Genomic DNA, 13,191 nt, shown 5'->3' with positions numbered 1-13,191 from the left:
GAGCCTCCCGGGGCCTGGTGCGGGACGCCGTCCAGCCTTCCGGGGCGGGCGCCCGCCGGCATCGGGGCAAGGAGTGGTCCCCTGCTCGTCCGTCCGGTGCACCCGAAAATCAATCGAACGGTTGACGGCCGGGCGGCCGGAGGCCCCCGCGCGGGCCCGTACGCTCGACGGGATGAGACCGACCAGCCCCTTCGCCCGCGCCACGGCCGCCGGGCACGCGCGCGTGGCGCCGCGTCCGCCGTCCGGGGTGCTCGCGGCCGGCGCCGGCGACGTGCCCTCGCTGCGGCTGGTGCGCCTCGCCCTGCACGCGGCGTTCTACGCCCTGCTCGGCGTGGCCCTGGCCCCGGCCCTCCTCGGCCGGGCGCCGGCGGCCGTCCTTCCGGTGGGCGCGGTGCTCGCCGCCGCGTACGGGGCCGGAATCGTCCGGCGCGCCGGCCGGCCCGGGGCCTGGCTCGCCGCCGTCACGGGCCTGTGGCTGCTCCTGCTGGCCATGGACCGGGGCTTCAGCTACGTCGCCTTCCCGCTGTTCTTCCTGTTCCTGCACGCCCTGCCGGTGCGCTGGGCGCACCCGGCCGTCGTCGCCGCCACCGCCGCGGTCGTGGCCGCCCAGGCCGGCGCGCCGGGCGGCCTGACCGCGGCCAAGGTGATCGGCCCGGTCGCGGGCGCCTGCGTGGCGATCCTGACCGCCTACGGCTACGCGGCGCTCTACCGGGAGAGCCGCAAGCGCCAGCTGCTGATCGACGACCTCGTGCGCACCCGGGACGAGCTCGCCGCGGCGCAGCGGGAGGCGGGCCGGCTCGCCGAGCGGCAGCGGCTCGCCCGCGAGATCCACGACACGCTCGCCCAGGGCCTGTCGAGCATCGTGCTGCTCGCCCGGGCCGCCGAGACGGCGGGAGGCGACGCGGCACGCGCGCGTGTCCGCGAGATCGGGCGCACCGCCTCCGACAACCTCGCCGAGGCCCGCCGCTTCGTCCAGGAGCTCACCCCGCCCGCCCTCGAGGACGCCCCGCTGCCCGAGGCGCTGCGCCGGGTCACCGCCCGCACGCTCCCCACGGCCGCCTTCCGCCTCGACGGCGAGCCCTGCCCGCTGCCGGTGGAGACCGAGGTCGCCCTGCTGCGCCTGACCCAGGAGGCGCTCGCCAACGTCGCCCGGCACGCGCGGGCCGACCACGCCGCCGTGACCCTCGCCTACCTCGACGGCCAGGTCACCCTCGACGTCTACGACGACGGCGTCGGCTTCGTGCCCGGCAACGGCCCGGCGGACGGGCGGCGCACCTTCGGCCTGCACGGCATGCGCGAACGCATCGCCGAGCTCGGTGGCACCCTCGTCGTCGAGTCCGCCCCCGGCGAGGGCACGGCGATCGCCGCGACCCTGCCGACGGGCCCGGAGCCGCTGGGGGCGGCGGCGTGAGCGGGCTCATCAGGGTGCTCCTGGTCGACGACCACCCCGTCGTACGGCGCGGCCTGCGCGCCCTGGTCGACGAGCTGCCGGACGTGGAGGCGGCCGGGGAGGCCGCCGACGGCGCCGAGGCGCTGCGCTTGCTGGCGGACGGCGTCCGGCCGGACGTGGTGCTGATGGACCTCCAGATGGGCGACGGCATGCACGGCGTCGAGGCCACCCGGCGCATCACGGCGCTGCCCCGCCCGCCCGCCGTGCTGATCCTGACCACCTACAGCACCGACGCGGACATCCTGGCCGCCGTCGAGGCCGGGGCCACCGGCTACCTCCTCAAGGACGCCCCGCCCGAGGAGCTCGCCGCCGCCGTGCACGCCGCCGCCCGCGGCGAGACGGTCCTCGCCCCGCCGGTCGCCGCCCGCCTCCTGGGCCGCGTACGGTCCGGGGGGCGGCCCGCCCTGTCGCCGCGCGAGACCGAGATCCTCGGCCTGCTGGCCGAGGGCCTGGCCAACCGGCAGATCTCCCGCCGCCTCTTCATCAGCGAGGCCACCGTCAAGACCCACCTCGTGCACATCTACGGCAAGCTCGGCGTCGACAGCCGCACCGCCGCCGTGGCGGCGGGCCTGGCGGCCGGGCTGGTCCGGCCTCTGTGACGGGCGTGGACCGCGCTGTCGGCGGCGGGTGCAACAATCGGTGCCTGTAGCTGCACCACGACCCTCCAGGGAGCACCGCATATGGCACCGGCCGTCCCCACGACGATGGACCGACCGCACTTCATCGGCATCGGCGGCGCCGGGATGTCGGGCATCGCGAAGATCCTCGCGCAGCGCGGCGCGGCCGTCGCGGGCAGCGACGCGAAGGAGTCCGAGACCGCCGGCGCGCTGCGCGAGCTCGGGGCGACGGTCCACATCGGGCACGCGGCCGGCCACCTCGCCGAGGACGCCAGCTGCGTCGTCGTCTCCAGCGCCATCCGCGCCGACAACCCCGAGCTGGCCGCCGCCGCCGAGCGCGGCATCCCGGTCGTCCACCGCTCGGACGCGCTCGCCCGCCTGATGGACGGCCTGCGCCCGATCGCCGTGGCCGGCACGCACGGCAAGACGACGACCACGTCGATGCTCGCCGTCTCCCTCGACGCCCTGGGCCTCGACCCGTCGTACGCCATCGGCGGCGACCTCGACGGCCCCGGCTCCAACGCCCGCCACGGCGGCGGCGACATCTTCGTGGCCGAGGCGGACGAGAGCGACCGCAGCTTCCACAAGTACGCGCCCGAGGTCGCGATCGTCCTCAACGTGGAGCTGGACCACCACGCCAACTACGCGTCGATGGAGGAGATCTACGAATCCTTCGAGACCTTCGTCGGCCGGATTCGTCCCGGCGGCACGCTCGTGGTCTCCGCCGACCAGGCGGGCGCCCGCGAGCTCACCGAGCGCATCTCCGGGCGTCACGACATCGAGGTCGTCACCTACGGTGCGGCCGAGGACGCCGACGTCCGCGTCCTGAAGGTCACCCCGCGCGGCCTGGCCAGCGAGGTCACGGTGCTGCTGAACGGCAAGATGCTGACCTTCGCCGTCTCCGTCCCCGGCAGCCACTACGCGCACAACGCCGTCGCCGCCCTCGCCGCGGGCGTCGCCCTCGGCATCCCGGCGCACAACCTGGCCTCCGCACTCGGCAAGTACACCGGCGTCAAGCGCCGCCTGCAGCTCAAGGGCGAGGCGGCCGGGGTCCAGGTCATCGACTCCTACGCCCACCACCCCACCGAGATGACGGCCGACCTCGAGGCCATCCGCGGCGCCGCCGCCGGCTCCCGGGTGCTCGTGGTCTTCCAGCCGCACCTCTTCAGCCGCACCCAGGAGCTCGGCACCGAGATGGGCCAGGCCCTGGCCCTGGCCGACGCCTCCGTGGTCCTGGACATCTACCCGGCCCGCGAGGACCCGGTCCCCGGCATCACCAGCGCCCTGATCATCGACGCGGCGGTGGCCGCCGGCGCCGACGTGCGCGCCGAGCACGACATGGCGGCCATCCCGGACGTGATCGCGGGAATGGCCCGCCCGGGTGATCTCGTTCTCACCATGGGCGCGGGCGACGTCACGGACCTCGGTCCGAAGATCCTGGCCCGCCTGGAGAGCTGACCGACACACCGCGGAGGGCGTGCGACATGGCATACGAGGTCGAGAAGACGGACGAGCAGTGGCGCGCCGAGCTGAGTCCGGCGGAGTACGAGGTGCTCCGCCGGGCCGGCACCGAGCCCGCCTTCCGCGGTGAGTACACCGACACCAAGGCGGCGGGCGTCTACGCCTGCCGGGCGTGCGGCGCGGAGCTGTTCCGCTCGACGGAGAAGTTCGAGAGCCACTGCGGCTGGCCGAGCTTCTTCGACCCCAAGGACTCCTCCGCCGTCGAGCTCATCGAGGACCGCTCCCACGGCATGGTCCGCACCGAGGTGCGCTGCGCGCGCTGCGGCTCCCACCTGGGCCACGTCTTCGAGGGCGAGGGCTACCCCACCCCCACGGACCAGCGGTACTGCATCAACTCCATCTCGCTGCGCCTGCGGCCGGACGAGGGCTGACCGCGAAGGCCGAAGAGCCGGAGAGCCGGAAGGGTCAGCGCAGGGCGGCGAGGCCCTTCTTCAGGTCGTCCGCGTTCATGACGGGGTGCAGTTCGACCTCGGCCTCCATCTCCGTGAAGAGCTTCTCGCAGATGGCGGGCATCTGCGAGGCGTCCTCCATGTCGAAGACGAGGAGGCAGGAGCGGCCCCCGTCCAGCGCGGTGAAGTAGGCGGCTTCGGGGTGGAGACGCTCGATCAGCTCCTCGACGACCTTCGACATGGTGCCGTTGCGGAGCGCCTCGTTCCCCGCACGGGTGTCCATCCGGGCCCTGAGCAGTGTGCGCATGGCTCCTCACTCCTTCGCTGCGGCGGCGCGCCGCGCCCGGCGCCGTGGACCCGCGCTCGCGAAGGAGCGGTCACGCCCCTTCCAGCGTCTCTCCGGCCCCAGTGGGCCGCAACCGCCCCTCGCATCGCAGGACCACGGCGGACTCCGCCGGCAGCGTCGTGCCGCCGTCCCCGTCCGGCGGGTCGAGCGGCCGCCACGCGGCCAGGACCTCCGCGCGGGCGCCGCCCGGTACGAGTGGCAGGCGCACGGGCCGGTCCGTGAGGTTGACGGCGACGACCAGCGGGCCGCGCCGGAAGGACACCGTGCCCCGGGGGGTCACCGACAGGGCGTCGTAGTCCCACTGCGGATCCGTCAGCGCGGGCTCGGCGTGCCGCAGGGCGATCAGATCGCGGTACCAGGCGAGCAGCCGGTCGTGCGGGGCGTGCCCGGGCTCGGTCCAGTCCAGGCAGGAGCGGTCGCGGGTGGCCGGGTCCTGGGGGTCGGGGATCTCGGCGGCGGGCCAGCCGTGGGCGGCGAACTCGCGGCGGCGGCCGGTGCGTACGGCCTCGGCCAGGCCGGGGTCGGTGTGGTCGGTGAAGTACTGCCAGGGGGTCCGCGCGCCCCATTCCTCGCCCATGAACAGCATCGGGGTGAAGGGCGCGCACAGCACGAGGGCCGCCGCGCACGCCAGCCGGCCCGGCGTCAGGTGCGCGGACAGGCGGTCGCCCAGGGCGCGGTTGCCGACCTGGTCGTGGGTCTGGGAGTAGGCCAGGAGCCGGTGGGCGGGGGTGGTGGCCGGGTCGAGCGGGTGGCCGTGGGGGCGGCCGCGGAAGGCGGAGTGGGTGCCGTCGTGGAAGAAGCCGCTGCGCAGCGTCTTGGCCAGGGCGTGGGTGGGGTCGGTGGCGAAGTCGGCGTAGTAGCCCTGGGACTCGCCGGTCAGGGCGGTGTGCAGGGCATGGTGGAAGTCGTCGTTCCACTGGGCGTGCAGGCCCAGGCCGCCGGCCTCGCGCGGGGTGGTGGTGGCCGGGTCGTTGAGGTCGGACTCGGCGATGAGGAACAGCGGCCGCCCCAGCCGGGCGGCGAGGGCGTCGACCGCGGCGGACAGTTCGGCCAGGAAGTGCTTCGGCCCGGTGTCGGCCAGCGCGTGCACCGCGTCCAGCCGCAGCCCGTCGAGGCGGTAGTCGCGCAGCCAGGCCAGCGCGCTGCCGGTCAGGTACGCCCGTACCTCCGCCGAGCCGGGGGCGTCGAGGTTGACGGCGGCGCCCCAGGGCGTGTGGTGGGTGTCGGTGAAGTACGGCCCGAACGCGGGGAGATGGTTGCCCGAGGGGCCCAGGTGGTTGTGCACCACGTCGAGGACGACGCCCAGGCCCAGCCCGTGCGCCGCGTCCACGAACCGGCGCAGGCCGTCGGGGCCGCCGTAGGGCTCGTGCACGGCCCAGGGGGCCACGCCGTCGTAACCCCAGCCGTGGGTGCCCGGGAAGGGGCAGACCGGCATCAGTTCCACGTGGGTGACGCCCAGGTCCGCCAGGTGCGGCAGCCGGGCGGCGGCCGCGTCGAAGGTGCCCTCGCGGGTGAAGGTGCCGGTGTGCAGCTCGTAGAGCACCGCCCCCGGCAGCGGGCGGCCGGGCCAGGGGTGACGCCAGGTGAAGCGGGTGAAGTCGACGACCGCGCCCGGCCCTTCGGGGCCGTCCGGCAGCCGGCGCGCGCGGGGGTCGGGCAGGACCGGTCCCCCGTCGAGGGCGAAGCCGTAGCGGGTGCCGTCGGCGGCGGGCGCCTCGCGGCACCACCGGCCCGCGCGGGCCGGGTCGCGTTCCATGGCGTACGTGCGGCCGTCCGCCCACAGGGCGACGCGCGCGGCGTCCGGCGCCCACACCTCGAACAGCACAGGCAGCTCCTCTCACGAAGGACCCGGGGTTCGTGCTGTCCATGGTGCCGTCCGGCGGCCGCCGGCGGGATGGGGCCCTGCGGCCCGCCGCCCGCTACTCCCGGCGCCGGCTCACCGCGCAGGCCACCGCCGTGGCGCCCGCCGCCAGCACGGCCGCGAAGGCCAGGGGCGGCAACGGCACGGGCACGGACCCGCTGATCGAGCCGGCCGTCAGCCTGCTCAGGGCGGCCCTGGCGGGAGATCCCCAGACGAACAGCGCCAGGCACGCCACGAGCATCGTGCCCGGAACCGCCCATGCCGTGCTGCGCAGCAGGGGCCGGTTGCACAGCGCTCCCACCGCGACGCCGAGCAGCGCGCAGACCAGGGCGGCCACGAGGCCGGCCAGGGTCGCGGGCAGCAGGGGGACGGCCACCCGGTGGTCGGTGCTGCGCGGGGCGCCGACCGCGGCGACGACGGCGGCGCAGGCCGTGCCGAGGGCGGCCGAGGCGAGCAGCGCGGTCAGCAGCGCGGCGAGGTGGGCGCGGACGGGGCCGACGGCCGCGGCGGCGCAGGCGCGCGCGGCGGGGGGTTCGTTGGTGACGCAGACCCGCACCAGCCAGGCGGTGGTGGGCAGCAGGACGGCTGCGGCGTACGCGAAGGAGTCCAGCACCGGCTCCCCGGGGCGCACCCCGATGCACAGGAGGATGCCGTGGAACAGCAGCGGCGCGAGCCACCGGTGCGAGCGGATCAGCAGCGTGGCCTGGTAGCGCAGCAGTGCGGTCATCGGTTCGCCTCCCGTGGGGTCACGGCGTGGATGTGCCAGGCCGGCCGGGCCGCCAGGAGCGTGCGCAGCAGTTCGTCGGAGTGCGCGGCGCCGACGGTGAGCCGCACGGCGCCGGGCCGCCCGCCGGGGACGGGTTCGCACGCGGGATCGCCGGGCAGGGCGGGCGGGAGTTCGGCGCCGGCCGGGCCTTCGGCCTCTATCCGCACGCGGTCCTCCGCGACGGGAACGGCTTCCCGCTCCCGCCGCACCCGCCCGGCCTCCACGCGGAAGAACGCGTCCGCTCGCCCGGCCAGGCGCCCGGGGTCGTGGTCGACGAAGACGACGGTGCCGCCGTCGGCGACGCGGTCGGCGACCGCCCGGTCGAGGACGGTCCGGGACGCCGGGTCCAGGCCGGTCCAGGCCTCGTCCAGCACGAGCAGGCCGGGCGCGGCGAGCAGTCCCTGGGCCACGGCGACCTTCTGGCTGGTGCCCTTGGAGAGTTGGGACAGGCGGGTACGGGCGTGGTGGCCGGCGCCGAACCGCTCCAGCCACTCCCCGGCGGCCCGGGCGGCGGCGGCCCGGCCCAGGCCGTGCACGCGGCCCATCGTGGTGAGGTAGCCGGTCGCCGTGAAGGGCAGGGCGGCGGGGAAGCGTTCGGGGACGTAGGCGGTGCGCGGCCGGCCCTCGACGCGTCCCGCGTCGGGGGCGTCGATGCCCGCGATCACCCGCAGCAGCGTGGACTTGCCGCTGCCGTTGGCCCCCTGGACGCGCAGCAGCGCGCCCGCGGGGAGCTCCATGCCGACGTCGCGTAACACCCATGGGCCGCCGATTCCATAGCGGCGCCCGACCCCCGTCAGTCTCATGGGCCCCACGGTAGCGTGGGGGTGTGACCAGCTCAGACACCTCCCCCGCCCTCCCCCAGGACCCCCGCGACGACGCACCGCAGTTCGTCCTCCCGCTCGTCGTACGGGTGGAGAAGGCCGCCCCGCCCGCCCGTACCGACGCCCTGGAGACGGCGGCGCGGGCGGTGCTCACGCTGCTGTCGGACGAGCGGGCGACCGCCGACGAGGGGGAGTGGGCGCAGGCCGTACGGGACTGGCAGGACGCGCGGATCCGCAAGGTGGTGCGGCGGGCGCGGGGCGCGGAGTGGCGCAAGGCCTGCGCGCTGCCGGGGATCACGGTGCCCGGCGAGGCCGCGGAGGTGCGGGTCTTCCCGCCGGTCCCGCTGGACGGCTGGCCCAAGGAGCTGATCAAGCTGCAGGTGTCGGGCACGGACCTGGACGACCCCGCACCGCCGGCCGCGCCGGAGGCCGGGCGGCCGGTGCTGTGGCTGAACCCGGCGCTGGAGATGTCGGCGGGCAAGGCCATGGCGCAGGCCGGGCACGGGGCCCAGCTGGCGTGGTGGGCACTGGACGACGCGGCGCGCGAGGTCTGGCGGAAGGACGGCTTCGCGCTGTCGGTGCGGACCGCGGATCCGGCGCGCTGGGCGGAAGTGACGGGCAGCGGGCTACCGGTGGTACGCGACGCGGGGTTCACCGAGATCGCGCCCGGCTCGTGCACGGTGGTCGCGGACCATCCCGCCCTGCGGAACCGTCACACGGGCCTGTGATACTGGCGCTGAAACACATGTACCGGCGCACAGGAGCACGAAGTTGTCGAAGAGGTCTCTGTACGGGGGGACGGCTCTGGGCGCCGTGTGCGTGGCCGTGGCCCTCGTGGCCGCGCTGACGCACGCCGACGACGGCGGGGACGGCCGCAAGGGCGCCGCCTCCGCCGCCTCCTCGCCCGAGCCGGAGGGCGGGGCGAAGAACGAGGCCAACGGCGGCAAGAAGCCGGAAGAGGTCTGGGACGGCAAGGTCAGGGTCCTCGGGGACGGCTCGACGTCCTACACCGGGCCGCAGCCGAAGGTGGCCAAGCCCGAGAAGCTGAAGCCGGGCGAGAAGCCGCCGCAGTTCGTCGTCTTCTCCTGGGACGGCGCGCTGGAGAACGACGACAAGCTCTTCTCCCACTTCCGCTCGGTCGCCCGGCAGAACAACGCGCAGATGACCTACTTCCTGACCGGCATCTACCTGCTGCCGAAGGCGGACCGGCAGAAGTACCTGCCGCCCCGGCACAAGCCGGGCGAGGCGGCCATCGACTTCACCTCGGACGCCCACATCAAGGACACCCTGGAGCAGCTGCGCGGCGCGTGGCTGGAGGGCAACGAGATAGGCACGCACTTCAACGGTCACTTCTGCGGCAAGAACGGCGGCGGGGACTGGACCTCGCAGGAGTGGAAGAAGGAGATAGAGCAGTCCTACTCCTTCGTCCAGAACTGGAAGACGAACACCGGCTTCAAGAACGTCGACCCGCTGCCCTTCGACTACGAGAAGGAGCTCGTCGGCGGCCGCGCCCCCTGCCTGGAGGGGCAGAAGACGCTGATACCGGCGGCGAAGACCTTCGGCTGGCGCTACGACGCCAGCTCGCCCGGCGACTTCCAGCTGTGGCCGACGAAGAACGACGGCATCTGGAACTTCCCGCTGCAGCTGCTGCCCTACCCCAAGAGCGAGCGCCAGGTCCTCTCGATGGACTTCAACTTCCTCTTCAACCAGTCCGGTGACAACACCAACGGCGATCCCGCCAAGCGCGCCGAATGGCAGAAGCTGACGCGCGAGGGGTACCTCAACGGCTTCAACCGCGTCTACAACGGCAGCCGCGCCCCGCTGTTCATCGGCAACCACTTCGAGACCTGGAACGGGGGGATCTACATGAAGGCCATGGAGGACGTGATGAAGGACGTCTGTCGCCGGGACGGCGTGCGCTGCGTCTCCTTCCGGCAGGTGGCCGACTGGCTGGACGCCCAGGACCCGAAGGTGCTGGCGAAGCTGCGCGGGCTGGACCCCGCGCAGGCCCCGGACTGGAAGACCTTCACCAAGTAGCCGGCGCGGGCCGCCGGCCCCCTCTCACTTCCCGGCGTGGCTCATGTACCGGGTCCAGATGGCGAGGGGGTACGTGCTCCCGCGCACCGACGCGGCGGCGCCGCCCAGGCCGTCCAGCCGCAGCGGCTCCTGGGTCCTGGGGTCGATGCGGAAGAGCGAGACGGCGGTCGCGGTCCGGCCGCGGTAGCCGGCGAACCACGCCGACTTGTTGTCCGGGCCCGTGCCGTTCGTGCCCGCCACGCCGGGCCCGGCGGCCCCGGCCGCCGTCGCGGTGCCGCGCCGGACGGCGTCGTGCAGCGCGTCGTCCACCGCCGCGGCCACGCTCACGGGCAGGGCGCGCTCGGCGGTGGGCTTCTCCACGTCCACGGGGTCGCCGTTGCGGCTGAGCCGCTCCACGGAGTACGGCTCGCTGTTCATGCCCTTGGCGGCGAAGGTGGCGTAGGCGCCGGCCATGCGGATGGCGCTGGGCGTGCTGGTGCCGAGGGAGAAGGCGGGCACCTTGGCGCCCAGGCTCTCGGCGAGCAGGCCCGTCTGCACGGCCACCCTGCCCACCCGGTCCAGGCCCACGTCCATGCCCAGCTGCATGATCGGGGAGTTCACGGACCGCGCGACGGCGTCCTTGAGGGTGATCCGGCCGTAGGACCTGCCGCCGTCGTTGGACGCCTTGACGATCTTCCCCGAGCGGTCCCAGTAGGGGCCCTCGGGGGTGCGGATGGCCACCTTGTCGTCGCCGTTGTAGAGGGTCGCGGGCGTCACGGGGACGCGCGGGCCGCCTCGTACGCGCTGGATGCCGTCGCGCAGGGCGGCCGCGTAGACGAAGGGACCGAAGGTGGTGCCCGCCGGGACGACGGTGGAGTTGGCGTCGTTGAAGCCCTGCTTGAGGTAGTCGGGGCCGCCGTAGAGGGCGAGGATGCGCCCGTCGGTGGTCACGGAGGCGGCGCCGACGCGTACGTTCTTGTCGCTCTCGCGCTTGTCGGGGTCCAGCCCCTTGCGGACGTCCTCGACGGCCTTGGCCAGCGCCTCGGTGTCGGGCTTCCGGAAGGTGGTGCGGATCTGGTAGCCGCCGAGGTCGAAGTCGGCGTCGGAGACCTCGGTGTGGGCGCTCACGTAGGCGCGGGCGGTGTCGACGAGGTAGCCGGTCTGGCCGCTGAGCCCGGCGGGCCTGGGCGGCGCCTTGGGCTCGGGGAAGCGGGTGTAGCCGGCCCGCTCCTGGGGCGAGAGCCTGCCGATGGCGACCATGCGGTCGAGGATCCAGTTCCAGCGCTCCACCGCCCGCTCGTGGTTCTTGGCGCTGACCGCCGGGTCGTAGAGGGCGGCGCCCTTGAGCAGGGAGGCGAGGAAGGCGCCCTCGCTGGCGTCGAGCTGCGAGACGTCCTTGCCGTAGTAGGCGTGGGCGGCGCGCTGGATGCCGTAGCTGCCGCGCCCGTACCAGCTGGTGTTGAGGTAGCCCTCGAGGATGTCCGGCTTGCTCATCTTGTTGTCGAGCTTGATCGCGATGAACATCTCGGTGAGCTTGCGGGTGAAGGTCTGCTCCTGGTTGAGGTAGGCGTTCTTCACGTACTGCTGGGTGATGGTGGAGCCGCCCTGGGTGTCACCGCCGGTGAGCATCCTGGACACGGCGCGCGTCATGCCGCTGACGGAGATGCCGCTGTCGGAGTAGAAGGTCTCGTTCTCGGCGGCGAGCGCGGCCCAGCGCACCTTCTCGGGGACCTTCTCCAGGGCCGTGTCCTGCCGGTCGACGGGGCCCGTGCGGGCCATCTCGGTGCCGTCGGCCCAGTAGTAGACGTTGTCCTGCTGGGTGGCGAAGGCGTTGAGGTCGGCGGGTATGCCGGTGCGCGCGTAGAGGATCGCGACGGTGGCCGTGAGCGCGCCGGCGAGGATGCCGAAGGAGCCCAGGACCTGGCGCCACGAGGGGATCCAGCGGCGGTAGCCCGTGCGCCCGGGGCGGGGGTAGGCGGGACGGAAACGGTTCAGCGCGACGCTGCGGGAGGTCCCCCGCTTCCCCCGGCGACCATAGGCAAATACGGAGCCTTTGTTCGCATGTGCCCCATTTTTCCGTCGCTCGCCCACCGCTTGACCCGACCCCGTCCGAACATCCGTCGCTGCGTCTACAGCTCGATTCTGGGGCGAGTCTGCCATAACCGGAATCTGAAGCTCAGTCAGATTACTCAGGGTTCTCTCAATACCTTAGGGAGCCTTTACACTCCTGTAGAGGCAAGCGGAAGACTTGCGAAGGTTTATCGAAGGATCATCGACACCCATGGCAACGCCCACCCCCACCGTCGTCGCGCGCCAGGGCAGGCGCCGCGCCAGCGGCGCCCTGGAGGGCGAGGTCCTCGCCGCACTGCAGCGGGCGGGCGCCCCGCTCACCCCGCGCGAGGTGCAGGCCACGCTCTCGGGCGAGCTGACGTACAGCACCGTGGTGACGATCCTGTCGCGGCTGCACGGCAAGGAGGTGCTCACCCGCACCCCGCGCGGCCGGGCCTACGCCTACGCGCCGCTGACCGACGAGGCGGGCCTCGCCGCCCGGCGGATGCACAAGGTCCTCGACGGCCGCCCCGACCGGGAGGTCGTGCTCACCCGCTTCGCCGACGGGCTGACCGACGAGGACGCGGCACTGCTGTGCCGGCTGCTGACCGGACCCGTCCCCGGCCCCTGGTAGACACCGGCCCGGCGGGGGCCGCGCGCCCCTACGCCCGGAGCCACACCCGCCGGTTGCGCGCCACCGTGTGGATGCGGTCCACCCGGTCCGGGTGCAGCACCCCGCCCAGCGCGCCGAGCCCCGGCACCTCCTCCTCCCGCAGCACCCGTACGTCCCGCAGCGAGTCCGCCACCTCCACGCCGTCCGCGCCGACGAGCACCAGCACCGGCAGCACCCGCACCGGGAACCCGCAGCCCCGCGAAAGCACCTGCGTGGACCGGCGCGCGCTGTGCCGCGCGCGGCGCACGTACGGCAGCGGATGGCGCTCCCCCGGCACCCGGACCGAGGCGTCGTCCACCTCGGCCCGTCCCCCGCGGATCTGCTCGGCGGCCACGCTGAAGACGCCGCCGGGCCCGATCAGCAGATGGGAGATGACGGCCTCGCCGGGCAGGACGATGGAGTGCACGACCTCCCAGCCGCCCGGCGTCAGCCCCTCCAGCTCCGCCCCGACGAGCTGCTCGGCGGCCAGCGCGCGGCGCCAGGAGTCCTCCACGGGCCGCCGCCCGAGCAGCCGGGCGATCACCAGGCGCGCCCGGCCCGCCCGGGAGGTCTCGAGCCGGGCCCGGAGGGTCTCGCCCGGCCTGTTCGGGGCGAGATCGTCGTCGGGGGGCAGAAAGAGCCTTTCGGGGTCGTACCGCTTTCCGTTCGCGCCCCTCTTCGCTTCCGGCCGTTCACGCACGCC

Annotated in this window: 13 protein-coding genes; 7 read left to right on the top strand and 6 right to left on the bottom strand. The window is 74.2% G+C overall.

Translation table 11 applies throughout. From position 1 onward, the window contains the following. Positions 1 to 172: 172 nt before the first annotated feature. From IE295_RS01290 to msrB, 4 genes are all read left to right on the top strand, one after another. A complete protein-coding gene (locus tag IE295_RS01290) occupies positions 173 to 1,411 on the top strand; it encodes a sensor histidine kinase (protein WP_190061523.1) in 1,239 nt (412 codons plus the stop codon). Next, complete coding sequence (locus IE295_RS01285; RefSeq protein WP_190061522.1) at positions 1,408 to 2,049, top strand: response regulator; 642 nt, start codon at positions 1,408 to 1,410, stop codon at positions 2,047 to 2,049. The genes IE295_RS01290 and IE295_RS01285 overlap by 4 nt, the downstream gene beginning before the upstream one ends. 81 nt (positions 2,050 to 2,130) lie before the next feature. Beyond that, entirely contained in the window at positions 2,131 to 3,525 is a 1,395-nt protein-coding gene (gene murC, locus IE295_RS01280; protein WP_190061521.1) for a UDP-N-acetylmuramate--L-alanine ligase, read from the top strand. A 26-nt stretch (positions 3,526 to 3,551) separates the two neighbouring features. After that, entirely contained in the window at positions 3,552 to 3,959 is a 408-nt protein-coding gene (gene msrB, locus IE295_RS01275) for a peptide-methionine (R)-S-oxide reductase MsrB (protein ID WP_190061520.1), read from the top strand. A gap of 34 nt (positions 3,960 to 3,993) precedes the next feature. On the opposite strand, the gene IE295_RS01270 is transcribed toward msrB, so the two are convergent. From IE295_RS01270 to IE295_RS01255, 4 genes are all read right to left on the bottom strand, one after another. Continuing rightward, positions 3,994 to 4,284: a hypothetical protein gene (locus IE295_RS01270; protein WP_190061519.1), complete on the bottom strand. Its 291-nt coding sequence runs from the start codon at positions 4,282 to 4,284 to the stop codon at positions 3,994 to 3,996. A gap of 70 nt (positions 4,285 to 4,354) precedes the next feature. Continuing rightward, positions 4,355 to 6,148, bottom strand: a complete 1,794-nt coding sequence (treZ, locus tag IE295_RS01265) for a malto-oligosyltrehalose trehalohydrolase (protein ID WP_190061518.1) — start codon at positions 6,146 to 6,148, stop codon at positions 4,355 to 4,357. A 94-nt stretch (positions 6,149 to 6,242) separates the two neighbouring features. Beyond that, positions 6,243 to 6,911, bottom strand: a complete 669-nt coding sequence (locus IE295_RS01260; RefSeq protein WP_190061517.1) for an ABC transporter — start codon at positions 6,909 to 6,911, stop codon at positions 6,243 to 6,245. After that, positions 6,908 to 7,753: an ABC transporter ATP-binding protein gene (locus tag IE295_RS01255; RefSeq protein WP_190061516.1), complete on the bottom strand. Its 846-nt coding sequence runs from the start codon at positions 7,751 to 7,753 to the stop codon at positions 6,908 to 6,910. Before IE295_RS01255 ends, IE295_RS01260 begins: the two co-directional genes overlap by 4 nt. Before the next feature lie 23 nt (positions 7,754 to 7,776). On the opposite strand from IE295_RS01255, the gene IE295_RS01250 reads away from it, so the two are divergent. Together IE295_RS01250 and IE295_RS01245 are read left to right on the top strand one after the other, a co-directional pair. Continuing rightward, positions 7,777 to 8,499 carry a peptidyl-tRNA hydrolase gene (locus IE295_RS01250; RefSeq protein WP_190061515.1) on the top strand — a complete coding sequence of 241 codons (723 nt, stop codon included), beginning with the start codon at positions 7,777 to 7,779 and terminating at the stop codon, positions 8,497 to 8,499. A 43-nt stretch (positions 8,500 to 8,542) separates the two neighbouring features. Continuing rightward, a complete protein-coding gene (locus tag IE295_RS01245) occupies positions 8,543 to 9,808 on the top strand; it encodes a polysaccharide deacetylase family protein (RefSeq protein ID WP_224322942.1) in 1,266 nt (421 codons plus the stop codon). A gap of 24 nt (positions 9,809 to 9,832) precedes the next feature. Here IE295_RS01245 and IE295_RS01240 read toward each other — a convergent pair whose 3' ends face one another. Continuing rightward, positions 9,833 to 11,947, bottom strand: a complete 2,115-nt coding sequence (locus IE295_RS01240) for a transglycosylase domain-containing protein (RefSeq protein ID WP_190061514.1) — start codon at positions 11,945 to 11,947, stop codon at positions 9,833 to 9,835. Positions 11,948 to 12,068: 121 nt separating this feature from the next. Between IE295_RS01240 and IE295_RS01235 the strand changes: the two genes are divergently transcribed. Then, positions 12,069 to 12,470, top strand: coding sequence for a BlaI/MecI/CopY family transcriptional regulator (locus tag IE295_RS01235; protein ID WP_190061513.1), 402 nt, complete (start codon positions 12,069 to 12,071; stop codon positions 12,468 to 12,470). Between the two features lie 28 nt (positions 12,471 to 12,498). On the opposite strand, the gene IE295_RS01230 is transcribed toward IE295_RS01235, so the two are convergent. Next, complete coding sequence (locus tag IE295_RS01230) at positions 12,499 to 13,188, bottom strand: nuclease-related domain-containing protein (protein WP_190061512.1); 690 nt, start codon at positions 13,186 to 13,188, stop codon at positions 12,499 to 12,501. Positions 13,189 to 13,191 lie beyond the last annotated feature (3 nt).

This window comes from Streptomyces griseocarneus (genome assembly GCF_014655595.1).
In the GTDB taxonomy this organism is placed as follows: Bacteria; Actinomycetota; Actinomycetes; order Streptomycetales; family Streptomycetaceae; genus Streptomyces; species Streptomyces griseocarneus.
The sequence above is the reverse complement of the archived record's forward strand: the minus strand, read 5'-3'. Positions and strand labels throughout refer to the sequence as shown.